24 protein-coding genes and 1 pseudogene are annotated in these 26,689 nt (G+C 63.3%); 15 read left to right on the top strand and 10 right to left on the bottom strand.

The window, feature by feature from the left end; translation table 11 throughout:
- Positions 1–156: 156 nt before the first annotated feature.
- Positions 157–1,668, top strand: a complete 1,512-nt coding sequence (rfaE1, locus tag GSQ89_RS15045; protein ID WP_158926535.1) for a D-glycero-beta-D-manno-heptose-7-phosphate kinase — start codon at positions 157–159, stop codon at positions 1,666–1,668.
- 409 nt (positions 1,669–2,077) lie between these two features.
- Here the strand turns inward: rfaE1 and GSQ89_RS15040 are convergent, their stop codons facing one another.
- Complete coding sequence (locus tag GSQ89_RS15040) at positions 2,078–2,908, bottom strand: aldolase (RefSeq protein WP_158926533.1); 831 nt, start codon at positions 2,906–2,908, stop codon at positions 2,078–2,080.
- Positions 2,909–3,220: 312 nt separating this feature from the next.
- Here GSQ89_RS15040 and GSQ89_RS15035 point away from each other — a divergent pair, with 312 nt between their 5' ends.
- The 3 genes from GSQ89_RS15035 (at position 3,221) to GSQ89_RS15025 (ending at position 6,498) form a co-directional block, all read left to right on the top strand.
- The gene (locus GSQ89_RS15035) at positions 3,221–3,832 is read left to right on the top strand and encodes a helix-turn-helix domain-containing protein (protein ID WP_158926531.1); all 612 of its coding nucleotides are present in this window, start codon (positions 3,221–3,223) and stop codon (positions 3,830–3,832) included.
- A gap of 174 nt (positions 3,833–4,006) precedes the next feature.
- Positions 4,007–5,152 (top strand): FAD-dependent monooxygenase, encoded by a 1,146-nt coding sequence (locus tag GSQ89_RS15030; RefSeq protein ID WP_158926529.1) that lies wholly within the window; start codon positions 4,007–4,009, stop codon positions 5,150–5,152.
- Positions 5,149–6,498 (top strand): MFS transporter, encoded by a 1,350-nt coding sequence (locus GSQ89_RS15025; protein WP_216856178.1) that lies wholly within the window; start codon positions 5,149–5,151, stop codon positions 6,496–6,498. The genes GSQ89_RS15030 and GSQ89_RS15025 overlap by 4 nt, the downstream gene beginning before the upstream one ends.
- 70 nt (positions 6,499–6,568) lie before the next feature.
- On the opposite strand, the gene GSQ89_RS15020 is transcribed toward GSQ89_RS15025, so the two are convergent.
- Genes GSQ89_RS15020 through GSQ89_RS15010 form a run of 3 tightly spaced genes read right to left on the bottom strand, consistent with a single transcriptional unit; the run spans position 6,569 to position 9,702 of the window.
- Positions 6,569–7,003, bottom strand: a complete 435-nt coding sequence (locus tag GSQ89_RS15020) for an RbsD/FucU family protein (RefSeq protein WP_158926527.1) — start codon at positions 7,001–7,003, stop codon at positions 6,569–6,571.
- Positions 7,003–7,845: an amidohydrolase gene (locus GSQ89_RS15015; RefSeq protein ID WP_158926525.1), complete on the bottom strand. Its 843-nt coding sequence runs from the start codon at positions 7,843–7,845 to the stop codon at positions 7,003–7,005. The genes GSQ89_RS15020 and GSQ89_RS15015 overlap by 1 nt, the downstream gene beginning before the upstream one ends.
- A gap of 57 nt (positions 7,846–7,902) precedes the next feature.
- Positions 7,903–9,702: an O-acetylhomoserine aminocarboxypropyltransferase gene (locus GSQ89_RS15010; protein ID WP_158926509.1), complete on the bottom strand. Its 1,800-nt coding sequence runs from the start codon at positions 9,700–9,702 to the stop codon at positions 7,903–7,905.
- Between the two features lie 156 nt (positions 9,703–9,858).
- Between GSQ89_RS15010 and GSQ89_RS15005 the strand changes: the two genes are divergently transcribed.
- The 3 genes from GSQ89_RS15005 to GSQ89_RS14995 all read left to right on the top strand — a co-directional run bounded on the left by GSQ89_RS15005 (position 9,859) and on the right by GSQ89_RS14995 (position 13,805).
- Positions 9,859–11,592 (top strand): hypothetical protein, encoded by a 1,734-nt coding sequence (locus GSQ89_RS15005; protein ID WP_158926507.1) that lies wholly within the window; start codon positions 9,859–9,861, stop codon positions 11,590–11,592.
- Entirely contained in the window at positions 11,589–12,890 is a 1,302-nt protein-coding gene (locus GSQ89_RS15000) for a CHAT domain-containing protein (protein ID WP_158926505.1), read from the top strand. The genes GSQ89_RS15005 and GSQ89_RS15000 overlap by 4 nt, the downstream gene beginning before the upstream one ends.
- 99 nt (positions 12,891–12,989) lie before the next feature.
- Positions 12,990–13,805 carry a hypothetical protein gene (locus GSQ89_RS14995; protein WP_158926503.1) on the top strand — a complete coding sequence of 272 codons (816 nt, stop codon included), beginning with the start codon at positions 12,990–12,992 and terminating at the stop codon, positions 13,803–13,805.
- A 4-nt stretch (positions 13,806–13,809) separates the two neighbouring features.
- On the opposite strand, the gene GSQ89_RS14990 is transcribed toward GSQ89_RS14995, so the two are convergent.
- Complete coding sequence (locus GSQ89_RS14990) at positions 13,810–14,718, bottom strand: TIM44-like domain-containing protein (RefSeq protein WP_158926501.1); 909 nt, start codon at positions 14,716–14,718, stop codon at positions 13,810–13,812.
- Positions 14,719–14,929: 211 nt separating this feature from the next.
- Between GSQ89_RS14990 and GSQ89_RS14985 the strand changes: the two genes are divergently transcribed.
- Entirely contained in the window at positions 14,930–16,312 is a 1,383-nt protein-coding gene (locus GSQ89_RS14985) for an MFS transporter (RefSeq protein ID WP_158926499.1), read from the top strand.
- A gap of 259 nt (positions 16,313–16,571) precedes the next feature.
- Positions 16,572–17,801: a hypothetical protein gene (locus GSQ89_RS14980; RefSeq protein WP_158926497.1), complete on the top strand. Its 1,230-nt coding sequence runs from the start codon at positions 16,572–16,574 to the stop codon at positions 17,799–17,801.
- Between the two features lie 94 nt (positions 17,802–17,895).
- Here GSQ89_RS14980 and GSQ89_RS14975 read toward each other — a convergent pair whose 3' ends face one another.
- Both GSQ89_RS14975 and GSQ89_RS14970 read right to left on the bottom strand, forming a co-directional pair.
- On the bottom strand, positions 17,896–18,246 hold the full coding sequence (locus GSQ89_RS14975) for a helix-turn-helix domain-containing protein (protein WP_158926495.1): 351 nt from the start codon (positions 18,244–18,246) through the stop codon (positions 17,896–17,898).
- A pseudogene (locus GSQ89_RS14970) lies at positions 18,243–18,587 on the bottom strand (type II toxin-antitoxin system RelE/ParE family toxin). The gene GSQ89_RS14975 and the pseudogene GSQ89_RS14970 overlap by 4 nt, the downstream one beginning before the upstream one ends.
- A gap of 144 nt (positions 18,588–18,731) precedes the next feature.
- Here GSQ89_RS14970 and GSQ89_RS14965 point away from each other — a divergent pair.
- The 3 genes from GSQ89_RS14965 to GSQ89_RS14955 all read left to right on the top strand — a co-directional run bounded on the left by GSQ89_RS14965 (position 18,732) and on the right by GSQ89_RS14955 (position 21,959).
- Positions 18,732–19,214 (top strand): hypothetical protein, encoded by a 483-nt coding sequence (locus GSQ89_RS14965; protein ID WP_158926493.1) that lies wholly within the window; start codon positions 18,732–18,734, stop codon positions 19,212–19,214.
- A gap of 88 nt (positions 19,215–19,302) precedes the next feature.
- Positions 19,303–19,803, top strand: a complete 501-nt coding sequence (locus GSQ89_RS14960; RefSeq protein WP_158926491.1) for a hypothetical protein — start codon at positions 19,303–19,305, stop codon at positions 19,801–19,803.
- An 86-nt stretch (positions 19,804–19,889) separates the two neighbouring features.
- Positions 19,890–21,959 (top strand): sulfatase-like hydrolase/transferase, encoded by a 2,070-nt coding sequence (locus GSQ89_RS14955; protein WP_158926489.1) that lies wholly within the window; start codon positions 19,890–19,892, stop codon positions 21,957–21,959.
- A gap of 16 nt (positions 21,960–21,975) precedes the next feature.
- Here the strand turns inward: GSQ89_RS14955 and GSQ89_RS14950 are convergent, their stop codons facing one another.
- Together GSQ89_RS14950 and GSQ89_RS14945 are read right to left on the bottom strand one after the other, a co-directional pair.
- A complete protein-coding gene (locus tag GSQ89_RS14950) occupies positions 21,976–23,316 on the bottom strand; it encodes an ATP-binding protein (RefSeq protein ID WP_158926487.1) in 1,341 nt (446 codons plus the stop codon).
- 141 nt (positions 23,317–23,457) lie between these two features.
- Complete coding sequence (locus tag GSQ89_RS14945; RefSeq protein WP_158926485.1) at positions 23,458–24,177, bottom strand: response regulator; 720 nt, start codon at positions 24,175–24,177, stop codon at positions 23,458–23,460.
- Between the two features lie 136 nt (positions 24,178–24,313).
- On the opposite strand from GSQ89_RS14945, the gene GSQ89_RS14940 reads away from it, so the two are divergent.
- The 3 genes from GSQ89_RS14940 to GSQ89_RS14930 all read left to right on the top strand — a co-directional run bounded on the left by GSQ89_RS14940 (position 24,314) and on the right by GSQ89_RS14930 (position 25,950).
- Positions 24,314–24,745 (top strand): hypothetical protein, encoded by a 432-nt coding sequence (locus tag GSQ89_RS14940; protein ID WP_158926483.1) that lies wholly within the window; start codon positions 24,314–24,316, stop codon positions 24,743–24,745.
- A gap of 101 nt (positions 24,746–24,846) precedes the next feature.
- Positions 24,847–25,629 carry an enoyl-CoA hydratase/isomerase family protein gene (locus GSQ89_RS14935; protein ID WP_158926481.1) on the top strand — a complete coding sequence of 261 codons (783 nt, stop codon included), beginning with the start codon at positions 24,847–24,849 and terminating at the stop codon, positions 25,627–25,629.
- A 3-nt stretch (positions 25,630–25,632) separates the two neighbouring features.
- Complete coding sequence (locus GSQ89_RS14930) at positions 25,633–25,950, top strand: HigA family addiction module antitoxin (protein ID WP_254073217.1); 318 nt, start codon at positions 25,633–25,635, stop codon at positions 25,948–25,950.
- Between the two features lie 3 nt (positions 25,951–25,953).
- Here GSQ89_RS14930 and GSQ89_RS14925 read toward each other — a convergent pair whose 3' ends face one another.
- Positions 25,954–26,685, bottom strand: a complete 732-nt coding sequence (locus tag GSQ89_RS14925; RefSeq protein ID WP_158926479.1) for an SDR family NAD(P)-dependent oxidoreductase — start codon at positions 26,683–26,685, stop codon at positions 25,954–25,956.
- Positions 26,686–26,689 lie beyond the last annotated feature (4 nt).

The following is a 26,689-nucleotide window of genomic DNA, read 5'->3' as shown; positions in this document are numbered from 1 at the left end:
CAGGCAAACAACCAATAGCGATTTCGCGCCCGGGATGGAACACCGTTTAGCGGCTTTTTGCACGTGCAGCATGGGAACCGTCCTGCTATGGAACCGCTCACCGCCGAACCCATCCGGGGCCGTCAACCGACAAGGCCCACCGACAAGGATCGCCGCATGAATCTAAGCCTGGTCAGCACCGGCCCGACTTCCCCACCCACCGACATCCAGCTCGCCGCGGTCGTCCGGGCGTTCCACACCGCCCGCGTCCTGGTCATCGGCGACGTGATCCTGGACCGCTACGTCACCGGTTCGGTGCATCGCCTGTCCCCCGAAGCGCCAATCCCCGTGCTGCGCCCGGCCGACAACCGCTGCACCCTGGGCGGCGCTGCGAATGTCGCCCTGAACATCGCCACCCTGGGCGGCCAGGCCATCCTGGTGGGCGTGGTTGGCAACGATGCCGCCGGCGACGACGTCGAGCGCCTTGTCCGCACGACGCCCGGCATCGCCTCCGCCCTGGTGCGCATCCCCAACCGCCCGACCACCGCCAAAACCCGCTTCATGACCGGATCCCACCAGCTTCTCCGCCTGGATGAGGAAACCACCGCGCCGCTCGACCAGGACGGGCTGCTCGCCGTGATGGAAGCGGTCGAGGCCAGCCTCGGCGACGCCGATGTCATCGTATTGTCGGACTATGCCAAGGGCGTGCTGTGCGACGGCGTGCTGGACGCGATCCTGGCCCGCACGACGAAAGCCGGCCTACTGGTGATCGCTGACCCCAAGCGGCCGGACTTCGCCGCCTACCGCGGCGCCGCCATCCTGACCCCGAACGAACACGAAGTCCGCGTCGCCACAAGGATCGAGGCCGACCACGACGCCGAGGCCGACCGCGCCGGCCGCGTGGCGCTGGAGGCAACCGGCGGCCAGGCCGTGCTGGTCACCCGCTCCGCCAAGGGCCTGACCCTGGTCTGCCGCGACCAGGACGCCCTCCACTTACCCACCCGCGCTCGGGAGGTCGCCGACGTCTCGGGCGCCGGAGACACCCTGGTCGCGGCATTGTCCGTCGCCTTGGGCGCCGGCGCCGCGCTGCTGGACGCGGCGATGCTCGCCAACGCAACCGCAGGCATTTCCGTCGGCAAACAGGGCACCGCCACGGTCTCGCGCCAGGAACTGCTGGATGTCCTGCACCTGGACGATCTGGTGACCACCGACCGCAAGGTCGCCAGCCTGGAAGATGCCATCGAACGCGTCGCCGAATGGCATCGCCGCGGCCTGAAGGTCGGCTTCGCCAACGGCTGCTTCGACCTGATCCACCCCGGCCACGTCCGCCTGCTCAGCGAAGCCCGCGCCGCCTGCGACCGCCTGATCGTCGCTCTGAATACGGACGCATCGGTCAAGCGCCTGAAAGGCCCCAGCCGGCCGCTGCAGAACGAGATGGCACGCGCCACCGTCATGGCGTCGATGTCCCCGGTCGACCTGGTCACCCTGTTCGATGAGGACACGCCGTTGGAGATGATTCAGGCCCTTCGGCCGGATGTCCTGGTCAAGGGATCCGATTACACCGTCGACCAGGTGGTCGGTGCCAAAGACGTGCAAGCCTGGGGCGGCAAGGTCGTCCTGGTCACCCTGCGCGAAGGCCACAGCACCACCGGCACGATCCGCCGTATGACCGCGCCGGCGGAAAACTAAAACCAGCCGCCGTTGCGGCCGACCCTTGCTTCGTCATGGCCCGGTTAATCGTCTTGGCCCGGCGAAGTCCGGGCCATCTGCCCCAGTAATGTGCTGGATCAGACGACCCGAACGTCGCTGGCCTGGAGACGGCTTGTCATGTAAACGTCAACAGCGGCCGGTATAAAGATACCGAACAGACAGAAGAGTCCCGCACGTCTTGCAAGACGTTCTGCCATCGGACTGTGCCGCGGGCCTACAGAAGGCCACCTTGCGCAGCCGCGGCCTTCATCTCCTCGACTGTGCTGAACATATCGGTCGGCGCACAATACACCGGCGCGCGCAACCGCCCCCTGATGCCTATTCGGATCGTACTCGTGATGGATCGCTCAGGTCGAAAACCCGAGGTTCCGGCTCGAACGATCCTGGTTCACCCGTTCTGCCCCGAACTCGCCCGATCGGCCGGACGTTCGATGCAATCCCGGTTGCGAGGATCCCGGAGCGCTCGGCGTGCATAGTAGTTGAACGCGGCGACGTTGCGCTTGGGCTTCAGAATCCAGTCATGCGCTTCCTTGCCGAGTGCAACGTCAATCGGCTGGATCTTCCCCGCGGCAGCCGCCAACAGATGCATCTTCGCGGCACGCTCGAAGGCCAGGGCCTTGACGCACGCCTCTTCAATCGTCGGCGCGGCAATCAGCAGGCCGTGGTGCGACAGCATCAGGGCACTCTTACCGCCCAGCGCACCGGAAATCAGCTCGCCTTCTTCGTTGCCCACCGGAACACCCGGCCACTTCGCGACAAATGCAACGTCGTCATACAGAACGCAGTTGTCCATGTGCGACACCTCAAGAGGAACCTCGAGCATACTGAGAGCCGCCGTGTGGACCGCATGCGTGTGGATGATGCAGTTCACGTCCGGACGCGCGCGATACACCCACGAGTGAAACCGATTGGCGGGATTGGGCATGCCTTCACCCTCCAGCACCTCAAGATGCTCGTTGACCAGCAGGAAGTTGCCGGCGCAGACCTCGTCAAAGCCCAGGCCGAGACGTTGTGTATAGAACCTGTCGCGATCGGTGCCGCGCGTCGTGATCTGGCCGGCAAGGCCGGAATCGTGGCCGTTGTCGAACAGGATACGGCACGTCAGCGCCAACTTCTGCACCGTGCTGTAGCCGTTGTCCTCCAGATACAGGTCCATCTGCTTGTCGGCATGGTCGACGAGCTGCTCTTTGCTGAGTTCGAAAGTATCGACGGTATCCATGACGGTCCTCCGGGAACTGTGTGATGGCCGGCGCCCGCAAGCAGCGAAATCCGCCACCCGGGCAGGCAACCCGTCGCCTCTCAATCCTGCGGACAACATGTTGCCTACAGGGTATATAGTTGCCTTCAGATGAATTGGCTAGTGGTCCGATCCCGACAGAAGCGTCCCATGCGGTCGAGTGCCAAAATCAACACCTGGTGGCTCAATCACACGGCACCATCCGTCTGAATTCAGCCACCAGCGCAAAACGCCGCCGGCACCCACGAGGCTGCGGCAGCGGCACGATCGGGCAAGGCGCCCAGGGCAACCGCATTGGCGTCCGGCGCGATTTCCGGTATCTCCCCCAGCGTGGAAGAGAAACAATCCAGTACCGCGACCGGCCAGTCCCCCGAACTCATTGGCAAACGTGTCCGTTCGATCCGCAGGCGAACGGGAGTCACCCTCGAACACCTGGCCGAACGGACCGGCCTCAATAAGGGCTATCTCTCTCGTATCGAAAGCGGGGAGAAGTCGCCCTCGATCGCGACGCTGCTCAAACTGAGCGCAGAACTGAAGGTGCCGACGAGCCAGCTTTTTGGCGAGGAAGTCGACGACGATGATATCCACCTCTTTCGCGGCGAAGCGAAGGGCAGCAAGGGGACCTCACACGCGCCTGACCTGACCAGTCTCTCGGGCAACACACCGTCTACGGGCCTGGCGACGTTCCTGTTGCGCCCCTCCGACAGGTTTGAAGACGAAAAGCGCGCGGAGCATTCCGGCACCGAGGGCGTATTCGTTGTCGAGGGCAGCATCGAACTGCAATTCTCCGACCGGGTCATCACCCTGGGCGCCCGTGACTACGCCCAGTTTCCCGGCCACCTGACCCATCAGATCCGTCGGACTTCGCCGCGGGCGACAGTCCTGATTGTCGTGAGCGATGCCTAGTGTCCTGCCCCAGAAGTTCGCCCGCTGTGGCGAACTTCAGATTCGGGACACTAGCACCCGATCGCGGAGAAGCCTGAGTCGCCCAACCCCAGCCACCGCGTTACAACATTCTTCCAAGCCGACAGCAATGAAACGCGCGAACCACGCGCCAAACACACAGGGACCGCCCAACGCATGACGCAACCGAAAATCGCCATCGTCGGCGCCGGCATGGGCGGCATGGCCGCCGCCGGCACGCTGCGCCAGGCCGGCATCGACGTCCAGGTCTACGAACAGGCCCAGCGCTTCGGCCGCATCGGCGCAGGCATTCAGATGCTGCCCAACTCGATGAAAGTGCTGCGCGGCATCGGCGTCGAGGCCCGGCTGAGGGAACACGCCCATGCCCCCTACTCCCACCTCAACCGCGTCGGCGACACCGGCGAGATCAAGCGCGAACTGCCCATGCCGGAAGACCTCTACGGCGCCCCGTTCCTCTGCATGCACCGAGCCGACCTGCACGAAGCCCTGGCCTCGGTCGTGCCGAACGACATCATCCACCTGAACAAGAAACTGACCGGCCTCGAACAGAACGGCGGTCCGGTCACGCTGTCCTTCGCCGACGGCACCACCGCCACGGCGGACGCGGTGATCGGCGCCGACGGGGTGCATTCGCTGGTGCGTGACATCATCATCGGACCCGACAAACCAATCCATCGCGGCCGCATCGCCTATCGCGCCGTCTTCCCCTCCGACCGGATGCCCCGGCCGATATCCGGCTCCCGCACCAAATGGTGGGGCCAGGACTGTCACATCGTCATCTACTACACAAGAAAAGACCGCGGCGAGGTCTACCTCGTCACCAGCGTTCCCGAACCGGGCGACTGGATCACCCCGGAATCCTGGTCGGCCAAAGGCGACGTCGAAGACCTGCGCACCGCCTACGCCGGCTTCCACGAAGAAGTTCGCATGGTCCTGGACGCCTGCCCCGAGTGCCACAAATGGGCGATCCTGGAACGCGATCCCCTACCGACCTGGAGCCGAGGCCGTGTCGTCCTGATCGGCGACGCCTGCCACCCGATGACCCCGTACATGGCACAAGGCGCCGCCACCTCGATCGAGGACGCCGCCGTCCTGGCCCGCTGCCTTCAGGGCGTCGAGGTCACCGGCCTGGAAGCCGCCTTCAAACGCTTCGAAGCCCACCGCAAGCCAAGGACCTCGAAAATCCAGGCAATTTCCAGCGCCAACACCTGGATGAGCGGCGGCAACGACGACCCATCCTGGCTCTACGGCTACGACGCCTGGACTGTGCCCCTGGACGCATCGGCCCCGCAAGCCGCGTGACCACCCCCAGCGAAGCCACCCTGATCGCCCGCCTGGAAGCGGTGCCGACATCGGCCTGGCACATCCGAGCCCGCATCGTCATGGGCAGCGCCACCTTCTTCGACGCGTTCAACGCCCTGTCGATCGCCTTCGTCCTGCCCATCCTGGTGCGCGCCTGGCACATCTCACCCCCACAGATCGGCGTGATGATCGGCGCTAGCTACGCCGGCCAGTTCGTCGGCGCCCTGGTCTTCAGCTGGGCCGCCGAACGCTGGGGCCGCGTGCCCTGCGCCGCCACCGCCACCGCCATCTTCGCCGCCATGAGCCTCGCCTGCGCCGCCGCCTGGAATTTCGACTCCCTGCTGCTCGCCCGCTTCATCCAAGGCATCGGCGTCGGCGGCGAGATGCCGGTCGCCGCCGTCTACATCAGCGAACTGTCCAAGGCCCGCGGCCGAGGCCGCTTCTTCCTGCTCTACGAGATGATCTTCCCCATCGGCCTGATGGCCACCGGCCAGGTCGGTGCGATCCTGGTCCCGCTGCTGGGCTGGAAAACCATGTTCCTGATCGGCGGCCTGCCCGGCCTGGCCATCGCCCTGCTGCTGCTGCGCCTGCCGGAATCCCCCCGCTGGCTGATCGGCAAAGGCCGCCTGGCCGACGCCGAAACCATCATCGCCCGCATGGAGGCATCCTCCCGCCCAGCCCCATCCGCCGCGCCAGAACCGCCCCCACCGATCCCCACCGCCCCCGCGCGAACCGGCCGATGGAGCGAACTCCTCTCCCCCGCCTATCGCGCCCGCACCCTGATCGTCTGGACGCTGTGGGCCAGCGCCTTCCTGATCGCCAACAGCCTGAACAACTGGATGCCGACGCTCTACACCACGGTCTACCACCTGGCCCTGCCCCAGGCACTGCGCGCCGCCTCGATGACCAACGTCGCCCAGGTGGCCCTGCTGCTGGTCGCCGCCCTGACGATCGACCGCACCGGCCGGAAATACTGGACCATGGGCGCCTTCGCCGCCGGCGCCGTGCTGCTGGGCATGCTGGCCCTGGGAGGCACCCAAACCGTTTCGGTCGTGATCGTACTCAGCACGCTCAGCTACGGCCTGATCGGTTCGATCGCCGCGGTGGTGTATCTCTACACGCCCGAAATCTACCCGACCCGGATGCGCGCCATCGGCACCGGCGTCGCCACCTCATGGCTGCGCGTCGCCTCCGCCATCGGCCCGACCCTGATCGGCTTCATGCTCGCCAAAGGCGGCGTGGAATCAGTCTTCCTGCTGTTCGCCGCCGTCGCCATCCTGGGCCTGATCGCCGCAACCCGCATGATCGAAACCCGCAACCTCGCCCTGGAGCATATCGCTCGCTGAGAGTTAAAGCATGATGATCAGAGGCGGAATGACCGGAGATCAGATCAGACAAAGCGAATGGTGCCGCGGATCACCCGGCGATGATCCCCTTCCGGAACAGAAAGCAGCCATAAGGCCGTGGATCGCCAACCTGGACCACCGCAAACGCCGACTTCGCCGCGTCATAGAAAGCGAAACGTTCGATTCCGCTCAAGACAAGCGACGGCCCGAGTTCGGCCTGGACTTCCTTCTGCACCTCAGGCCACGCGTCCGGCTCCCCCACGACCTGCATCCGCCGCACCGGATCCGGCAAAAAATCATCAATCGGCAGCACCGACAAAACCGCTCGGCTGACCCGCCCCATGGTAAGGCCAGGAAGGCGAATTAGGCGGCCGCTGGCGGTGGAACCGGCAATGCGTTCAGCCGGATGATTGGCATCCACCAATGCAAGGTCGTCGCCGTGGCCCATGGCCGCGAGCACCCACAGCAGGTCGGCGGACAAGACAGGATCAATGGATTTCAGCATCACTTGCGTCCCCGGTTGCAGAGATACACCCGGTCTGCGGTACCACCGAAGATAGCGGGCCAAGAGGCCTCGGGGATCAAGATTCTGGCTGTGTCATGCCAGCGGTCATAGCCACCGGCGAGGTTCACCACCGGCCAGTCGCTGCCCCACAAGATACGATCCGGCCCGAAGCAGGCCAGAACATGATCGACATACGGACGCAAATGGTCCCCCTGCCATTCGGACCCGGCCTCATTCGCCATCCCGGACAGCTTACACGTAACATTGGGCCGTTCCGCAAGGCGCGCCACATCGTCACGCCAGGGATCGAGCGTGCCCGCTTCGATATGCGGCTTGCCCAGATGGTCGAGCACGATACCAAGCCCAGGATAGCGATCGGCGATGTGCAACAGCCGTGGCAGATGGCGCGGCAAGACCAGGGCGTCGAAGACAAGCTGATGACGGATCATCGCATTGATCGCGGGTACCAGGGCGTCGCGCAGCAGCCAATCGTCGTCCTCTATATCCTGAACCATTGGACGCAAGCCGACCAACAGCCTGTTGCTCGCCAGTCGTACGACATTCCCGGCTGCATCGGGCGCTTCGAAATCGGTCCACCCCACGACCCCAGCGACAGTCGGGCTGCGTTCGGCGATCTCCAGCAAAAATGCTGTCTCCGCTTCGGTCGCCGCCGCCTGCACCAGGATCGTCGCCTCGATGCCATGGCAGGTCAGGTGCGGGACCAGGTCCTGCAGATCGAAATCGCGGTAAATCGGACGAAGACTGGGCGTCAACCAAGCGTAGTCGCCCCGGTCGAGGCGCCAGACGTGGTGATGGGCGTCGATCGTGCGTGGTGGTTGCATCGCCGCTTTATCGCGCTCCCAAAACAAAGCCCACTATTCGCGGATATTGCCGCCCGCTTACCCCAACGCCTGATCCAAATCGGCGATCAGATCCGCCGCCGTCTCCAACCCAACCGACAACCGGATCACATCCGGCCCAGCCCCCGCCGCCAGCCGCTGTTCATCCGTCAACTGCCGATGCGTGGTGGACGCCGGGTGCAGGATCAGACTGCGCGTATCCCCGATATTCGCCAGGTGCGAGAACAGCCCCACGCTCTCCACCAGCCTGATCCCCGCGTCATACCCGCCCTTGACCCCGAAGGTGAACACCGCCCCCGCCCCGGCCGGCATATACTTCGCCGCCAGCGCCCGATACGGACTGTTCTCCAGCCCCGCATAAGACACCCACGCCACCCGAGGATCGCCCGCCAAATACTCGGCCACCGCCTGCGCATTGGCACAATGCCGTTCCATCCGCACGTGCAGCGTCTCAACGCCCGTTATCGTCAGGAACGCATTCATCGGCGCCATCGTCGGCCCATAATCCCGCAACGCCACCGCCCGAGCCTTCGTGGTAAACGCGAAATCCCCAAAATTCTCATAAAACCGCAGCCCGTGATAAGCCGGCTCCGGCTCCGTCATCGACGGGAATTTCCCGCCCTGCCCCCAATCAAACTTCCCCGACTCAACAACGATCCCGCCCATCGAATTGCCATGCCCCGCCAGGAACTTCGTCGTGGAGTGCGTCACGATATCCGCCCCCCATTCGAACGGCCGGCACAGATACGGCGTCGCCAGCGTGTTATCCACGATCAGCGGTATCCCCACCGAGTGCGCCACCTCCGCAATCGCCGCCAGATCAACGATCACCCCGCCCGGATTGGCCAAACTCTCCACGAAAATCGCTTTGCACCGAGGCGTCAGTGCATTTCGAAAATTCTCCGGATCGGCCGGATCGACGAAATGGCACGTCCACCCCAGCTTCTTGAACGACAGCCCGAACTGCGTCAGCGACCCGCCATACAGGTTCCTCGAAGCCAGGAACTCGTCCCCCGGCTCCAGCATCGTCGCAAAAACCAAAAACTGCGCCGCATGCCCCGACGCCGCCGCCACCGCGGCACGTCCGCCCTCCAGGCTGGCCACCCGCTCCTCCAGCACCGACACCGTAGGATTGGTCAGCCGAGAATAAATATACCCGAAATTATGCAGGTTGAACAAAGACGCCGCATGATCGACATCGTCGAAAACATAAGCCGTGGTCTGGTAAATCGGCGTGGACCGAGCGCCCGTGGTGGGGTCCGGCGCCGCCCCCGCATGCACCGCGCGTGTCTCAAACCCATACGAAACATTCGTCGCCGGCAACGCCCGAGGCTTTCCCACCCGATCCGTAGGCGCCTGAGCCGCCTTGTTCCGGATGATCCCCGAATTCACCCCGCTCCACGACAACTCACCGCCCAGCCGCCCGAATTCGATCTTCGGGCAGCGGTTCATGATCACTTCGATCCCCGCCGCCTCGCCCTTCGCCGCCGCTTCGTCATTCCGGACGCCTAATTGCATCCAGACGACCTTCGCCCCGATGGCGATGGCATCGTCCATGATCGGCCCGACGGCATCCGAGGCCCGAAACACATCCACCATGTCGATCTTGTCGGGGATCTCGCGCAGGTTGGCGTAAACACGCTCCCCCAACAGATCCTGTCCCGCGGTCCCCGGATTCACCGGGATGACCCGATACCCCTTCCCCTGCAGATATTTCATCACGAAATAGCTGGGCCGGTTCCAGTTCGACGACGCCCCCACCATGGCGATCGTCCGCACGGTGGACAGGATACGGCGCAGCTTCGCGTCGGAATAGGCAATCGGATTGAGAACGGTCATACGTGGCGGCCTTCCTAACGCTGGGTGGCAGCATTTAGTGGATTTCGGAAAGCCAGGACAACTGGGGCCGGTAGCCCCCCCTCAATCGGGATTTCTCTCTTGTCCAAATCTTCCGGACTTCGCACAATGTAATCGAAACCGAAGTGGTCACAGCTTATGCCAGCGTCGGATATCGATACAACGAACCAGGACGCAAAACTGCTGGCGATCGTCGAAGCCGCCAAGCGCGATATTTTTGCATATTACGGTTACCTGATCGAAAACGCGGTCGACGTTCCAGCTCCGCCCAAAAGCCTGTCGATGGCAAACGACCGGCTCATACGCAATTATCTGGCGATCGAAAGACTGACCGACGCCAGGAACGCGCTGGCCCGCCTCGCAGCGCCCGTCACGGCAACCCAAATCCGCGTCAGCCAGGCCGTTGTCAAGGAAAAGGTCGATACGGGCTCCCCGATCGCCCCTCCCGACATCGCCCCCACTGTTCGGCGATTGAAGACGTTGTCGCGACTACTCTGGTGGCTCTCGGCCATTCTTGTGATCGTGATCGTCCTCGGAAGTTACTTTTTGCGGGTTCATAATGGGGCGGCGCAGCCTCTCCGAGACATCTCATTTTGGGGGATAAATCTATTTGACGCCGCGCAATTTTCTCTCCCGGCATTGTGCGGCCTGCTCGGTGGAACCGCCTCCGGCACGCGCGTATTTTCGGCCGCCCTGGCCCACAGCATGCTCGACGACCGGACAGCCCTCAGCATCGTCCTTAACCTGCTTCTGGGAGCCATCGGTGGGACTGCCGTCGCGTTGCTCGCGCTGGACGTCGATTGGAGCACGATGGCGACGGGATTTATCGTGGGCTATCTCGCACCAGGGGTGTTCTCCCGGCTTGACGATCTGACGGCATGGATATTCCTGCCCAAAGACCTTCAGGATGCCAATCGGCGGACCGGCTTGGATCTGCTCCAGCCCATCAACGTCACCACACACTTCGCCACCGGCACCATCATAACGTTGATGTTCTTGTTTGGCTGTCTGGTCGCGGCACCAAGATCGTTCCTGCTGGACAGCCTGCCAACACCGCTCGAGGGTGCCTCCTTCGCCGGGATCGTGCCGGTGATGACGATCTTGGCCGGTGCCCTGGGCGCCTGGGCCCATGTCACGATGGACATCCTCGGGGCGTTCGGAGAGCAGACCACACAGGCCGAACCGCGCCGGATTCCGCTTCCATGGATCCGCTACCTGGCGGGTGGAGCCGTCGGGACAGGGGTCGCATACATATTGCCTGGCAGTATACTGACGAACACGGCGACCCTGACCTCGTTCAATCCTTTCGCCCTCATACTCCTGTCGCTCTTTGGTGGATATTGGGCCGCGCGATCGCTGAAAACCGCGATCAATTCGGTGGACCGTATCCTCGGTGGCAGCAGTGCGGCCGTCGTCGAGGAGGGCGTGCGGCGGGCGCTGACACCGCCGCCGCTGGTCAACTATCGTGGCTACATGCAGGCAGCCCTGCTCGACGCCGCTGATCTGACATCATTGATGGTGAACGACACCGCGAACCTTCGCCCGGATGCCACGGAGTTCATCCTCGACCTGCGATTCCATCCCGACAAGTCCGAGGATGCGGCGTCCGCGCCGGTTTTGGTTGAGGGCGGTGTCAACGAGGGCGACGCCGTATTTGATATCGAAATAGGCGCCGACGGTTTCGAACCAGCCCGGCGGCGCCTGCGGGTCACGACCAGCACCGGCACCATCACCAGGACGGAACAGCTGAACTACACGATACAAGAAGACAAAACTGCGGAGCCCGAACGTGCTTTCCGTCTGACGATCAGCCAAAGCGGTCGCGTGGTGCAGTTCCAGGTTCTGAATGTTGTCCTACTCGAACAGCCATGACGGATCGTACCGATCTCACGATCACCGTAGCTAGCAAAAAAGGCAGGCGGCGGCTGCTGTTTCAAGCCATCCGCACCGGCAGCAGCGCCAGCTTTCCATTGTCGCCCGATTCAGAAAACAAGCTTGTCAAGCTTCGCGAGGCACTGCCGAAAAAGCTGCAACGGTTTCACACCTCGATCGCTGGCCTTCAGGCCAGGGACGATGCGGCGGCACGGACGAAGCGCGACAATGCGATCGCTGGCCTGCGAGCAATCGGTCAGGAATTCCTGAAGGCCATCCTGATCGAGGATGACGACCGGCCAAAACTGGACGCGATCATGCGTGAGGCCTTTCCGCTGCACCCCACCGGACGTGCCAATCCGGGGCGCATCGACCTCGTGGTCTTCAAGCGGGGTGAGATGGACCTTCTGGGACTTCCGGTGGAAATCCTGCCGATCATGGATCCGCGTGGCGTGCTTAACATCGGCGGGCCAGGCATCCCCGACCTCGAACAGGCTTTGTTGCCATTCCCGGCGTTCAGCGCCGTTGTCGCGCGTCGCATAGGCGCGCAATTTGATCCCCGTACCAAACTGGAGCGAGTGGCAGGCGGAAAAATCCCGGTCAAAATCATCCGGAATCCGGAGTTCCACCCTGACGATGACACGTCGCCACTCATCAGCGAAGTCAATTGGCTGCGCGAGGAGACAGAAACCTACGAGGTCGAAAATCCTTGGCCCGAAGATGACGTCCAAGAAAAACTCGCGACCGAAATGCTCGGTGTTTGCCTGTTGGAGCCTCGCGCGTCATTCGCCGAACATCGAGGAAAACGGTCGTGGGCTGATCAGATCCAGCATTTCTCCTGTCACTATACCAGTCAGGACGATGGGCTGGAAGTTCTCGGCATCCGTGGAGAACCCACACCGCTCAACATCGCCGTCTCGCACCTCTCTTCATTGATGTCGGATGAAATACAATATCGTCGAACCATTCCCGACGGCCTGTTTCCCGGACCGGTCATTTTTCTGAACGCTTGCAACTCCGCTGGTGTCGACCGGCATGGCGGTCTCTCCATCGTTGAGTTGCTGTTGCGTGAAACCAAGGCGCGAGCCGTCGTGGCGACCAGCACGCCAGTTGAATCCTCACTTGCCTCAACCTTCGCCCTCGCCGTCTACGAAGGCCTGAAAGACGCTCTGTCGCTTGGCGAAGCCGTCCTGAAGGCGCGATGGACGCTCGTCGACAATAAGACGCCATTCGGAATTTTATACTTGATATACGGCAATCCGGATTTACGACTTGAACCCATGGCCAGGATAATGTGAAATAGGCCAGCACAGCCCACTGGTCATCGATGGCTTGTCTTCAGCCGCGAAAACCGCTTCCACACTATACATGGACAAATTCATTGGGGAGGTCATGCCATGCTTGGTTTCTGCCGCGACCCTTTCATGACGCAATTGCACCGCCTTGGCTACACGCTGATGCCATTGGCGGAGGCCGGCATCGCGCCGCTGGATGTCTACGGACGCCAGGGTCGTGAACTGTTCCGCTTGGGTAATGCCGCGAAACTCTTCACACCAGGCGAAGTCCCATTGCCTGAACCCGAAATCAATATCACGGCCGCCGACCTGAAGCGCAAGAACTCGACCACCGTCGATAGCGGCCTTGGACTGGCCTTCATGTCAGAGTGGCTCGGTCATGCTCATCCCGAACTGAACGAAAAGATCAATCGATCAAACAAATTCACGTTCGAATTCAAAGGCATCGTAAAGGACCGCGTGGACCTGGAGCCCCTCGACGAATTCCTGGTAAAGGCCCAGCTCAGTCTTGCCGGCCCGCTGCTGCGGCGCATGCTCGATGGTGACGAAGTGTACATCACGACCGGCCTGCTCAAGGCAAAGTCGATGTCGCTTTCATCCAAAACCAAGATCCTCATCGACGGGCACGCCACAATCCCAGAAACCGAGGCTCTGCCCGTCGGCGCCAAGGCAAACGTCAAATTGTCCAGCGCCACGGACAATGAACTTGAATTCAAGGCCGCCAAACCACTGGCCTTTGCATTCCAGGCCGTTCAAGTCTGTGTCGTGAACGGGGCCTACAAGACCATCCGCGTCGACCGGACCGGATTGCAGCTTATGAGCAATACCGGACTGGCGGAGACACAGAAAACCGAAACCGGGTGGCTGTGCGATCAGGTCGGCACGTTCTTCCCCCGGTTCACGCCCGAACCTGACTGACGCTCTACCGCGTCTGCTGAATGGCCGACAGGATCCAGTGCCCGCCGCGAGACCGCACAAACGTCCAGATCTCCGTCTCCGTCACGTGCTCATTCGGACTGCCGTCGACCACCCGCCCGGCCGTATCCCGCGTCACGTCGATCATCGAGAACCGCATCGCCACCGTCGCATACTCCCGTCCACCTTCGGCCCAGGCCTGGGACAAATCCCCCGACACCAGCCGAACATCGCTGACCTGGTTGCGCACACCGCGGCTGACCTGCTCCGACAACTGTTCGCCGAAGTAGCTGACCATTTCCGGTGTCGCCATCGCCTGCAACCCGTTCATGTCATGCGCGGTCCATGCCGCTTGGATGCCCATCAGCAACTGCTCGAACTGCTGATAATCAGCCGGCGTGATCGGGATGGTCGGCGGTCCCGACGGACCAGGCCCCGGTCCCGCTCCCATCATCCCGCCGCCACCCGAATATACGTTCGGACCACCCGCCATCGCCGCCGAACGCCCGCCCATGAACATGCGAAACAGGAACCGCACGACCGCGACCACCAGGACGATCTGCAACACCAGGCCCAGCAGCCCGAACAGCCCCAGCCCGCCGCCCATGAACCCGTGGCCGAACACCAGCCCGAACAGTCCCGCCGCGAACAGCCCACCCATCAGGCCCCGCATCATCCCGCCGCCCTGATACCCGTACCCGCCGCCATAACCGGGCGACGTCTGATACGGCGTCATGCTCCGCTGCAGCGGCGCCGCCGAATACGGCGCGGTACGCGTCGAAGGCGGCGCCGAGTAGGTCATGCTGCCCCGGCTGCCGAACGAACTGCCGCCGCCAGCCCGAGCCTCGGCCAGCCCGGGGGACAGCGCCAGCGCCAGGGCGGCGAAGCCGGCGATCAGAACAGAAGTGCGACGCATTGGATTTCGCTTCGATGTTGTGACGGCCGCAATATGGTGCGCCCGCCCCGCCAAGGCCAGGGGTTACCCCCAAAGCATGCCCGACGGCCCACAACAGCGCCCCACGCAACCCACCGCCGCGCCAGCGGGCATTGCCGCGGCCGCCCCGACGCGGCAAGTGCAGCCCCCCAAATCCGGCCCCCTCCGGCGACCACGAGAAAGCGCTGACCCGATGACCAAGCCCATCCCGGAAGACGGCCTGCGCGGCCCGCATCTGATCATTGCCGTCATCACCCTGGTGATCGCCGTCGCCATGGCGTCGCTGGACACGTCCATCGCCAACACCGCGCTGCCCACGATCGCCATCGACCTGCACGCCAGCCCCGCCGATTCCGTCTGGGTGGTGAACGCCTACCAACTGGCGCTGGTCGTCTCCCTGCTGCCCTTCGCCTCCCTGGGCGAGATCATCGGCTACCGTCGCGTCTATGTCTGGGGCCTGGTGGTGTTCACCATCGCCTCCCTGCTGTGCGCGCTGAGCTGGTCGCTGCCCACCCTGACTGCCGCCCGCATCATCCAAGGCTTCGGCGCCAGCGGCGTCATGAGCGTCAACACCGCCCTGATCCGCTTCATCTACCCCTCGCGCTCCCTCGGCCGAGGCGTCGGCTACAACGCCCTGACCGTCGCCGTCTCCACCGCCATCGGCCCCACCATCGCCGCCGGCATTCTGTCGCTGGGCACCTGGCAGTGGCTGTTCGCCATCAACGTGCCCCTCGGCCTGGTCGCCTTCGTCATGTCCGTCCGAATCCTGCCCGACACCAAACGAGCACCGCATCGCTTCGACCTGGGCAGCGCGGCGCTGAACGCCACGACCTTCGGCTTCCTGATCTTCGGCATCGGCGAGGCCGCCCACAACGCCAACCTGCTGATCACGGTAACAACCCTGACCATCGCCCTCGCCGCCGGCCTCACCCTGGTCTACCGCCAGCTCGGTCTGCCCGCCCCGATGCTGCCGGTGGACCTATACCGAAGGCCGATGTTCGCGCTGTCGTCGCTGACGGCGTTCTGCTCGTTCTCGGCCCAGGGCCTGGCCTTCGTCGCACTGCCGTTTTATTTCCAGACCGTGCTGGGCTTCAGCGCGGTGGAGACCGGCCTGCTGCTGACCCCCTGGCCGGTAATGACCGCCATCGCCGCACCGATCGCTGGCCCGCTGTCGGACCGTTTCCCGCCGGCGATCCTGGGCGGCATCGGCCTGGGCATCCTGTGCGTCGGCCTGGCCCTGGTGGCGACCCTGCCCGACCACCCCGACATCCCCGGCATCGTCTGGCGCATGCTTGTGTGTGGCACGGGGTTCGGCTTCTTCCAGTCGCCCAACCTGAAAGCCATCATGTCGAGCGCCCCACCCGAACGCAGCGGCGGCGCCAGCGGCATCGTCGCCACATCCCGCCTGGTCGGCCAGGCCGTCGGCGCGGCGTTGGTGGCGCTGTGCTTCGGCATCTCCCTGCTGCACGGCCCGTCCTTGGCCCTGGCGATGGCGGCGATCTTCTCCGGCGCCGGCAGCCTCGTCAGCTTTTCGCGGATGGCGACGAAGGCGCCGGGGCGGGGTGGATTAAGATAGGGCGGCAGGACGAGGCGACGGTTGCCGAAATGATGCCAACGTAGGCGTAACCGAACTTGAGCGGGAGCTATGCGGCCTCCCGAGCCAAGACCTGCAGCCTTAAGACTAGCTCCCCGGGAATCATGACCCATCAGGTCAAGGAGGCGGCGTGTAGCCGCGACGCGGGCACGCGGATGCGCGATATCGCCAGATCGTGTAACATGCTAATAGTACGGTTCTGAAGTTGTCGGTGTGGCGTAACCCCTTTCTGCCTTAAAAGATGCTCAATCTCTACAGACTGCCTCTCATAAAGTTATATCAGCGAGTCCATGAACTTGAGGCAGATCGCATTGGTAATCGGCTGCTGGCGCTCGAAATTCAGGAGGAGTTGCTCCAACGCATAGTTCGAGCTGAAGCCCGCATTCGTCGCCGACGCGATTTCAACGCGCGAACAAAGTTCGAGCTATCAAAACGTGACAACAGCCGCGATACTTCAAATAAGCTTAGAACCCGTCATGCGCGCGGAATCGACTACGTTCGGGCTCAAAAGACGCTGATTAAATGCCTTCGCTCGATAGGCGATGCGGTCGCGTTCATTTATGGTGATCGCTACGAACTCAAGCAGCTTGTAAACAATGGGGACCCGGGTTTTATCTCTGGCAAACGTGGAACTAGATTGGAACGAATGGTTCTGAGGAAATCGTTTCGTTGGGGCGCAACGGTCGTGATGAACGATCTTACAAATACCCTACGTCATGGCGACATCACCGTGTTTAATCCTGACCTCTGGCCGGATGGTGGAAGTCCCATCTCACCAGTGGAAATTAAGTCTGGGCGAGGTGGAAATAAGAAAAGAGCGGCAAGACAAATTCAGGCTCTAGCGGATGTGATGAAATATATACGCACAGATTCGCGCCGGACCGAAGATGGTGTTCAGATGAGGGTGCCTCCAAACGAGGAAATTCGCCGTTACGACGGGGTGATAACCCGCTTGGTAAGAGATCTCCCACGAAGGGGTTGGGCTACGGAAGAGGTGGAGCGCGGATTATATTACATCATCATAGATGGCGAATCACCTAGAGTAAGCATACCTGAGGCATTCCACTTTTTAGGTGGAAAAGAAAATCATCGATGGGTTTTCATTTCTTCTAACAAAATTAGAAATGAAATTCTAGGATATTATCCTTTTCCTTTGTTAATACATCATTCAGAAGGACTGTACAGGTTCTACAATGGTGAATTTGTCATCAACGTCGCTGTTGACATTACACATCTTAACGAAATTATTTTTCCCAAGGGAGTTTCTATTGAGCCTGAGCAGGATGGTTGGTGGAGACTTAACAAACTGGATCCTGACGATATGTGGGGTGAGCGTTATATTTCGTCGCGAACCGTCGGTTTGCTAGGTGCAGAGTTTGCGTCTCTACGCTGGTTCATCGACAACATCGTCTTGGGATGCTTAAACACCGATATGAACAATTTCATGAGTGAGCAAACAAAACCAACCTAACCACAAGTCTCCTTCATCATTCCTGAATACGTAGTATAAGGATGAATCCGGTTAGTCGCCGCCAAGCGAGCGACTTAGCAAATAGTCTCATGGTCTACTCCCCCAACGAAACCAACCGCTCAAACCCGGAACCCACCCCCGGCAAAACCACCCGGCGCGGGTGAACGTCGACCGTGACCTCAACCTCTTGCCCAAGCCCCGCGAGGATGATCATCAGCCGATCAATCGTAAACCGCCCAAGGTTGGCCCTCCGGATGCGGGAGAAATCCGCCGCCGCCACTCCAGTCATGTCCTGCGCCGCGCGAACGGTCAGCTTGCGTTCATCAAGCACGCCAATGATTCGCGCCGCCAGAAGCGCCCGCAGTTGCTCCCGATCGGCATCAGGATGGCCGAGGTCCCGAAAGACGTTGCCACTGCCTCGGATCATGTCGGTATCGTCGCTCATTTCAGCATCTCCTTCAGTCGCTTCAGCCGCGCCTCGATAAGGTCAATGTCCTGCTTCGGAGTCTTGATCCCCGTCTTCGATTTCTTCTGGAAAGCGTGAACGACCCAGATGTCGTCGCCGATTTACAAGGCATAGACGACCCGGAACGCATCGCCGCGATGCCGCAGCGCCAACTCCATCACCCCGGACCCGAGACCGGTCAGGGGCTTGGCAATCTCTGGCATCCGGCCTTCCGCCAGAATGGTGAGCGCCCGCGCCATCTCGATTTGTGCCCCTTGGGGGAAGCCCTCGAAATCCCTCCTGGCACCCTTGAGCCAGCTTATCGGCCGCGTGTTTCTCATCTAAGCGAGATATTGTCATATTTGACAACATAAGTCAATGAGCCCCACCCCTTGAAGCACCTCCACCCCTTACCCATCTACCAACATTTAGAACATAACACGAACATAAATGCCCGAACCCACCCCCGCGACGAAATCGAGGTCATGCTCGGTGTCCAGGCCCTCTCCGCCTACCATGCCGCTGCCGCTTGCTGGCGCATCGGCATGAATCTCGGCCAACCGAACGGCAACAGCACCCGCCACATCACCACCGTCTGCTCCGCCGCCCGTACCTTCGACACCATGTCGCGCGCCCCCGAACGCCGCCAGGCCAAACCCCTCAGCATCCCCATCGGCCGCCCCGCCAGCCGCATTTGGGACGACGCCCCCAACCCAACCGAGGTCATCCTCGCCCTCGAAGAAACCTGCCGCGCCGACCAGGCACCGCCGCAAACCCCCACCCCACCGGCCACCCCCATCACCTGGACCCCGGAACAGCGCGCCGCCGTCGAAACCCTGCGCCGCGAGAAGGAAAACGAGGGCCTCGACATCGCCAACACCGAGAGCATCCTGCCCGGCTGCGGCATGATCCCCACCGAAAACCCCACCCCCAGCAGGCCGCCTACATCGGCCGCCGCCTCGGCCTGATGTACAAACGCGAAATCGAGGAAAATCGCCGCAAAGGCATCACCACAATGCCGAAGATCCGAGGCATCCGTCCCGGCGACCTCATCTCATGATGGACCTCGTCCTCGCCCTGCTGACCCCGTTCTTCGCCGCCGCCGGCCTGCCCGACCCCCGCCAGGCCGCCCAAGAAACCATCGCCGCTTACAGAACGACCAACCCGGACCAACTGCTGACCGCCGTTCGGGTCGTCACCTTCGCGCTGGCCACCATCGACAACCTCCGCCTGTCGCTGACGGATGACGTCTCCCTGTCGATGAAACTGAAACTTCGAAGCAACGCCAACGCGCTGAACCGAACGTCGCAAAAAGCCGCCGACACACTGGAAGCCGCCCCACCTCCAAAGCACTCACAAGACCAAGCCTGGGCCGCCGCAATGACCGAAATCGCCACCGAATACACCGCCGAACTCCCCAACCTGCCGCCCGCCCAGCGCCAAACCCAACTCGCCCGCATCAGCGCGCTATCGGACATCGCCAAAACCCTCGCCACCAACAAAGCCCCTCCCCGCAAGGCCCGCCTGCTCGGTAGCACCGCGATACAACCACCCTGAAACAATAACATCACAGCAACCTGGGGTTGCTCTTCCATAACGAATACGCGATTTTCCCCGGCGAACACCAACACGGGGAACGCAAAATGTCGGACAGCACAACCCAGCAGGCCCCAAGGCCGAACATCCTCCTCATAACCTGCGACCAATACCGCTTCCCCCGCTTCGCCTACGGCCCCAACGGCGGCTTCGAGCACGCCCTGAAACAGATCCTCGGCTTCCAAGGCACCGTCGACGAACACAACATCTACGCGAAATATTTCCCCGGCCTGCTACGACTGCGCAACCGAGCGGTCGTCCTGCGCAACCACACCATCGCCGCCAGCGCCTGCACCCCAAGCCGAGCCACCATCTACACCGGCCAATACGGCACCAAAACCGGAGTCACCCAGACCGACGGTCTGTTCAAGAACGGCGATTCCGAGAATTTTCCCTGGCTGGAAGCCGACGGCATCCCCACCCTCGGCACCTGGATGCGCCACGCCGGCTACACCACGCATTATTTTGGCAAATGGCATGTTTCGAACCCGCCCGACCACTCGCTGAAACGCTACGGATTTGATAACTGGGAAGAATCATTCCCCGAACCGCACGGCGCCCAGGCCAACAACCTCGGCGTGTACCGAGACGTCGGCTTCACCGACAGCGCCTGCGCCTTCATCCGCCGCCAGGGCCTCGCGCTGAACTACGACCGCGTCTACGCCTCGATGTCCGCCGCCGACCCGAACACCCAGGGGCCGGACACCAGCACAATCCCGCCGTGGTTCGCGGTCGCATCGTTCACCAACCCGCACGATATCGCCACCTACCCCGGCGTGATCTCCCAGGCGCTGCCGGCCGACAACCCGAAGACCATCACCGTCGGCCAAAAGTCCTTCACCCCGAAAACCCAGTCGGTCTTCGGCCCGCTGACCGTCCCGCAGGAGGCCGACGTCACCCCGCCGCCCGTCGCCGGTACAGCCCAGATCCAGCTCAACCCGCTCGGTTTTCCGCAGAATTGCGCCAATCCTTCGCCAACGCAGAACGAGACGCTGGCCGACAAACCCACCGCCCAGCACGAGGCCGCCTACAAGGTCGGCCTGGCACTGGCATCAAAAGGCGGCTTCAACATCGTCAACGGCCTGACCGCGGCGTTCCCGAAACTGCCCGGCGACAACACGTTCGACGCGGCCGTCAAACTGTCGCTGCAAAGCTGCATCCCGTTCCAGCTGACCGACGACCCCGACCAGAACTGCAAGCAATTCATCCAGCTCTACGGCTGGCTGCACGCGGTCGTCGACGCCCACATCAACGCGGTGCTGACCGCGCTGGAGGAATCCGGTCAGGCCGACAACACAATCGTCATGTTCCTGGCCGACCACGGCGAATACGCCGCCGCCCACGGCATGATGCTGGAGAAATGGTACACCGCCTATCAGGAAGCCCTGCACGTGCCGGTCGTCGTGCAGTTCCCGCCGCCGTCGAACGCCACCGTGCATCCCACCCCGGCTGGCACGGTCGCGCCGGAACCCGCGCAACTCGATGCGCTGACCAGCCATATCGACATCCTGCCCACTATCCTGGGCTTCGCTGGCATGGACTCCACCCAGCGGAAAACCATCGCTCAGCAACTCGCCCTCAGCCGCCCCGTGCCGCCGCTACCCGGCGTCGACCTGTCGCAGGTCATCGAGAACGCCCTGACCGGCAGTCGCGTCGAAATACCCATCGTCGAACCCGACGGCGACATCCGCGAAGGTGTGCTGTTCATCACCGACGATGAAATCACCGCCCCCCTGCCCCCGTCCCGCACCGCGCAGGAGAAGCACTCGTACGAGGAATTCGCCATCTACCAGGCCGTGGTCGAGGTCGTGCGCGAAGGCCGGAACGGCAAACCAGCGGTCATGCTGACGGCCGGTTCGGTGAAACAGCCCAACCACGTCCGCTGCGTCCGCACCAAGGACTACAAGCTCGCGCGCTACTTCGACCCCGCCGGCAACGCGCCGCAGGAATGGGAGATGTATGATCTCCACAACGACCCCATCGAGGCCATCAACCTCGTCGAGGTCGCCATCACCCCACCACAAGCCCGCGCCAACCTGCCCCACGCCGAGAAAGTCCAGGCCGCCGCCAACGCACTGGCAAAGCTGCTGGCAAAACTGGAAAGGCGGGACCTATAGCCAGCCCCCTACCCCCCTAAACCGGCAGCGTCACCGTCGCCTTCGCCCCTCCGCTCGGGCGGTTGGCGATCACCACATCCCCACCATGCGCTCGCATGATATTGCGAGCGATCGGCAGCCCCAGCCCAACCCCTCCGGTCTCCCGGTTGCGGCTGGGCTCGCCGCGGTGGAACGGTTCGAACACCCGGTCCAGCTCACTGGGCGGGATGCCCGGGCCGTCGTCCTCTACCTCCACCGTCACCATCCGCGGGTCGCGGGTCACCAGCCGCACCCGAGCGGATCCGCCGTAATTGACGGCGTTGGCGACCAGGTTGACGAACACGCGCTTCAGTGACAGCGACCTGGCCTGTACCGTCACATGCGCCGGCCCCTCATAGTTCAGCTTGTCCAGCAAATCGGGGCACGCATCCCCTGCCTCATCCAGGATGGTCCGCAGCAACTCCGCCAGATCGAGATGCGACACCGGCTCCGTCGTCCGCGCATCCCGCCCGAACGCCAGGGTGGCGGACACCATCGCCTCCAGTTCCTCCAGGTCGGCCAGGATCTTGCCGCGCTGTTCTTCGTCCTCCACAAACTCCGCCCGCAGCTTCAGCCGGGTGATCGGGGTGCGCAGGTCGTGGCCGATCGCGCTCAGCAGTTCCGTCCGGTCCTCCACGAAACGCCGGATCCTGGCCGCCATGGTGTTGAAGGCGACGGCCGCTACGGCGACCTCGGTCGGCCCATTTTCCGGCAGCGGCGCCGCGTTGACGTCGCGGCCCAGCGCCTCGGCCGCCGCCGCCAGGGTACGGACCGGCGCCGTCAGCCGCCTTACCGACCACAATGTCAGCCCCGCCGCGGTGACCGTCATCAGGCCGAACGCGACGAGGAAGTCAGGCGAGTGCCACGGCCGCAGCGGTTGCAGTTCCGCCGATACATTCAGCCACTCACCGTCCGGCAACCGCATCCCGATGACAGCCTTATGGGTGAAATGACCGCCGTAGATCACCATTTCGCGCCAGCGCAGATTGGGGCCACCCAGCGGAAACAGGTTCATGTTGACGCGCAGCAGGCGCTGCTCCGGCGTCGGCATCTCCGGCAGGTCGACATTGGGCGGTGAGGCACTCAGTGCCGGCACCAGCGCCGGCCCATGATGCAGCCCGGCCAGCACCGCCGCCCGCCGAGGCGGATCGGTCAGTGCCATGGTGCGATACAGATCGACCACCCGCCCCGCGAGTTCACGCGCCTGGCCCAGCCGCTGCACATCCAACCGATCCAGCGCGTGGATGGTCAGGCCGGCCCCCTGGACCAGGATCAGGCCCACCAGCAGCACAAAGGCGGTACGAGCAGCCAGGCTGCCCGGCCAAAGACGAAGTTTCATGCACGCTCCATCATGCGAATGCGTGTTCGGGGCACATCATGCGAGTGCGCGCCTCAGGCAGATTACGCGAGTGCAGGTGTCGCACACATTACCGGCAATACGCGCTTCCCGCATTACATGCGAGCACGCGCCGGTATTGGGTCAGGCCCGTTCCACCGTCGCCGCCAGGACATACCCGCCGCCGCGCACCGTCTTGATCAACTGGGCGTTGCGGCCGTCATCCTCCAGCTTGCGGCGCAGCCGAGACACCGCGACGTCGATGGCTCGGTCGAACGGCCCGGCCTGGCGCCCGCGCAGCAGGTCCAGCAGCATGTCACGGGTCAGCACTCGGTTTGCCCGCTCCACCAGTGCCAGCAGCAGGTCGTACTCGCCGCCGGTCAACGCGACCTCCACGCCCTCGGGGTTCAACAACCGGCGGCGCGCCGGTTCCAGCGTCCAGTTGTTGAAGCGATAGCCGCGCACCGACGGATCATGCTTCGACTCCCCCTGGTCCCCCGACCGCCGCAGCACCGCGCGTATACGGGCCAGCAACTCACGCGGGTTGAACGGTTTCGGCACGTAGTCGTCCGCACCGAGTTCCAGGCCGATGATCCGGTCGGTCTCCTCACCCATCGCGGTCAGCATCACGATCGGGATTTCCGACTGGGTGCGCAGCCAGCGCGCCAGGTCCAGGCCGGATTCGCCGGGCAGCATCAGGTCCAGCACGACCAGTTGGTAATGGCCGTTGAGCCAAGCCCTTCGAGCCTCCTTGCCGTCGCGCACCGCGGTGACGCGGATACGCTGCTTCTCCAGGAAGCGGGCGAGAAGGTCGCGAATTTCGCGATCGTCATCGATGACAAGGATATGCGGGGTCTGGTCCATGCCCAGTTACATACGCCCCGAAATGGCGCTTCGGAACGACCGTTGCACTTTTTTGCAATTCGTCGCCTGCCAGAGCGGATCGCCGCCACACTGATGGCCCATGTATGCGCCCGTCGCACTTCCAGGGAGAAACCGAATGCGCCAGACCATTCTCGCCGCCGCGGCGGCTTTCGTAGTCGGCGGGATTGCCACCGGGGCCGTCCTGTCACAAGCCCAGCCGGCACCGCCGCCGGCGCAACAAACGGACGGCGCGCCGACGCCGGGCCATCACTGGGCGGGCGGCTGGGGCCATCATCCCGGCCCGAACGGACAGGCGTGGATGCACCATCATCATCCGCACCCGTTCGCGCTGGTCTACCGCCAGCAGGACCGCAACCTGGCCCCCGCCGACGTGCAGAAAATCGCCGAGGGCTTCCTGCTGTGGAACGGCAACCACAGTTGGAAAGTGACCAACGTGGCCGCCACCGCCGACGGCCCGATCGGCTTCGACCTGGCCACGCAGGAGGGTTCGGTGATCGCGAAATTCACCATGGACCCCCACACCGGCCGGATCCACCGGGTCGGGTAGTCACCGCCATGACGGCGATCGAGGGGTGCCCCTCGGTCGCCGGGCATGGACGCTTCCTAACGCGTGTGACAGATACCCGCGGGTAAGGAGACCTACCCGCGATGTTCGATTCCAGACTAACCGTATCCCATGACGGCCCGATCGCGATCGTCACGTTCGACCGCCCGGAACGGCGCAATGCCTTCGATCTGTCCATGTGGCGCGGCCTACATGCGCTGATGGACCAGCTTTCCGCCGATGACGACCTGCGCTGCGTCGTGCTGCGCGGCGCCGGCGACAAAGCCTTCAGTGCGGGCGCCGATATCGGTGCCTTCGCGGTGGAACGCGGCACCGAGGAGCGTGAGGCCGAGTACGCTCACGTCCTGGACGAAAGCATGCAGTCGATCCGCCTGTGCCAGCACCCGGTGGTGGCTATGATCATGGGCCACTGCCTGGGCGGCGGCGCCGGCATCGCCACGATGTGCGACTTCCGCGTCGGCGGCGAGGGCATCCGCATGGGGATCACCGCCCGCAACCTGGGCGTCTGGTATCCGTACGCCGAGATCGACCCGATCGTGACCCTGGCCGGGTCCGGCGTCGCGTCGGAGATGCTGATCGAGGGCCGCATCTTCAACGGCCACGAAGCCTATGAAAAAGGCCTGCTGTCCCGTGTCGTGCCCGACAGTCTGGTGGAGTCCGAGGCGCTCGCGCTCGCCCGCCGCGTCGCCGAGGGCGCCCCGCTGTCCGCCCGCTACCACAAGGCCGCGATCCGCCGCCTGCGTGGACCGCTGCCGGTGACGCGGGAGGAGGAATTGGCCACCAGCGGTTTTACGAAGACCGAGGATTTCCGGAATGCCTGCCGGTCGTTCATGGCGAAGGAACGGCCGGTGTTCCGGGGACGGTAAGACATGCTGGACACCATGACCCGGATTACCACTCACCCAGGCGAAGTCCTCCGTGAGGAGTTCATGAAGCCCCTTGGCCTTACTGCCAGTGCATTGGCTCGGGATCTCGATGTCCCGGTCAACCGGATCACCGGCATCATCGCCGACACCGATCCTCGGTCGGTGACACCGGACACCGCGCTGCGGCTGGAGCAGCATTTCGGGATGGATGCGCAATTCTGGCTGAATCTGCAGACCGAATACGACCTGACCAAGGCCATCGCCGAGAAAGGCGAACTGATCAAGCAGCGCGTCCGCGTTCGCACACCATCCGCGGCCTGAGCGTCAGGCGTTGGTGATCCCGCCATCCACGGTGATCGTCTGGCCGGTGATGTAGGACGCGTCGGGCGAGCACAGGAAGCGGATCACCGAGGCGACCTCGGACGGTTTGCCGATGCGCTTCAGGGGAATTTCCTGCATGTAGGCCTCGCCCCGTTCGGCGACGACGGGCGCGGCCATTTTCGTTTCGATCAGGCCTGGGGCGATGGCGTTCACCAGCACGTCCGGGGCCAGCTTGCGGGACAACGCTCGGGTCAGGCCGACGATGCCGCCTTTGGCCGCGGCGTAGGACACCCGGGTCGCGCTGCCACGTCGATACGCCACAGAACTGGTCAGCACGATACGAGCAGGTTCCCGGCGGTCGAAGCGGGTGGAGAATGCCACCGCCATGTCGTACGCATTCGTCAGGTTGGCGGCGATCGCCCGGTTCCAGACGCCGTGGTCGTCGGGGTTCAGTTCGTCCTGTTCGAATAGTCCTGCCAGGTGGACCAGAGCGTAGACCGGCGCGCCGGCGGCTTCGATCACGCGGGCACATTCCGCTGGCGTATCCAAGGCCGACGCGATTGTTCCCAGGCGGACACGGCCGAGTTGGGCTTGGGCGCGTTCCAGGGCGGCTTCATCGATATCGGCCATGATGACGTGGCCGCCGTGATCCATGAATCCCTTGACCGTTTCCAGGCCGATACCACCGGCGCCGCCGGTGACGACGATGCGCTTGCCGGTGAAGGTCGAGGGCATCGGC

Origin of the sequence: Acidisphaera sp. S103, assembly GCF_009765975.1 — a bacterium.
Classification (GTDB): Bacteria; Pseudomonadota; Alphaproteobacteria; order Acetobacterales; family Acetobacteraceae; genus Rhodopila.
This window is presented reverse-complemented; position numbering and strand designations above follow the sequence as displayed.

Excerpts from the sequence above, each read along its gene's own strand:
- GSQ89_RS14940 (WP_158926483.1), top strand. The coding sequence starts at position 24,314 with ATGCGCCAGACCATTCTCGCCGCCGCGGCGGCTTTCGTAGTCGGCGGG.
- GSQ89_RS14925 (WP_158926479.1), bottom strand. The coding sequence starts at position 26,685 with ATGCCCTCGACCTTCACCGGCAAGCGCATCGTCGTCACCGGCGGCGCC.
- GSQ89_RS14955 (WP_158926489.1), top strand. The coding sequence starts at position 19,890 with ATGTCGGACAGCACAACCCAGCAGGCCCCAAGGCCGAACATCCTCCTC.
- GSQ89_RS14985 (WP_158926499.1), top strand. The coding sequence starts at position 14,930 with ATGACCAAGCCCATCCCGGAAGACGGCCTGCGCGGCCCGCATCTGATC.
- GSQ89_RS15030 (WP_158926529.1), top strand. The coding sequence starts at position 4,007 with ATGACGCAACCGAAAATCGCCATCGTCGGCGCCGGCATGGGCGGCATG.
- GSQ89_RS14950 (WP_158926487.1), bottom strand. The coding sequence starts at position 23,316 with ATGAAACTTCGTCTTTGGCCGGGCAGCCTGGCTGCTCGTACCGCCTTT.
- GSQ89_RS14965 (WP_158926493.1), top strand. The coding sequence starts at position 18,732 with ATGCTCGGTGTCCAGGCCCTCTCCGCCTACCATGCCGCTGCCGCTTGC.
- GSQ89_RS14975 (WP_158926495.1), bottom strand. The coding sequence starts at position 18,246 with ATGAGCGACGATACCGACATGATCCGAGGCAGTGGCAACGTCTTTCGG.
- GSQ89_RS14995 (WP_158926503.1), top strand. The coding sequence starts at position 12,990 with ATGCTTGGTTTCTGCCGCGACCCTTTCATGACGCAATTGCACCGCCTT.
- GSQ89_RS15010 (WP_158926509.1), bottom strand. The coding sequence starts at position 9,702 with ATGACCGTTCTCAATCCGATTGCCTATTCCGACGCGAAGCTGCGCCGT.
- GSQ89_RS14960 (WP_158926491.1), top strand. The coding sequence starts at position 19,303 with ATGATGGACCTCGTCCTCGCCCTGCTGACCCCGTTCTTCGCCGCCGCC.
- GSQ89_RS15040 (WP_158926533.1), bottom strand. The coding sequence starts at position 2,908 with ATGGATACCGTCGATACTTTCGAACTCAGCAAAGAGCAGCTCGTCGAC.
- GSQ89_RS15005 (WP_158926507.1), top strand. The coding sequence starts at position 9,859 with ATGCCAGCGTCGGATATCGATACAACGAACCAGGACGCAAAACTGCTG.
- GSQ89_RS14930 (WP_254073217.1), top strand. The coding sequence starts at position 25,633 with ATGCTGGACACCATGACCCGGATTACCACTCACCCAGGCGAAGTCCTC.
- GSQ89_RS15000 (WP_158926505.1), top strand. The coding sequence starts at position 11,589 with ATGACGGATCGTACCGATCTCACGATCACCGTAGCTAGCAAAAAAGGC.
- GSQ89_RS15020 (WP_158926527.1), bottom strand. The coding sequence starts at position 7,003 with ATGCTGAAATCCATTGATCCTGTCTTGTCCGCCGACCTGCTGTGGGTG.
- GSQ89_RS14980 (WP_158926497.1), top strand. The coding sequence starts at position 16,572 with ATGCTCAATCTCTACAGACTGCCTCTCATAAAGTTATATCAGCGAGTC.
- GSQ89_RS14945 (WP_158926485.1), bottom strand. The coding sequence starts at position 24,177 with ATGGACCAGACCCCGCATATCCTTGTCATCGATGACGATCGCGAAATT.
- GSQ89_RS14935 (WP_158926481.1), top strand. The coding sequence starts at position 24,847 with ATGTTCGATTCCAGACTAACCGTATCCCATGACGGCCCGATCGCGATC.
- GSQ89_RS15015 (WP_158926525.1), bottom strand. The coding sequence starts at position 7,845 with ATGCAACCACCACGCACGATCGACGCCCATCACCACGTCTGGCGCCTC.
- rfaE1 (WP_158926535.1), top strand. The coding sequence starts at position 157 with ATGAATCTAAGCCTGGTCAGCACCGGCCCGACTTCCCCACCCACCGAC.
- GSQ89_RS14990 (WP_158926501.1), bottom strand. The coding sequence starts at position 14,718 with ATGCGTCGCACTTCTGTTCTGATCGCCGGCTTCGCCGCCCTGGCGCTG.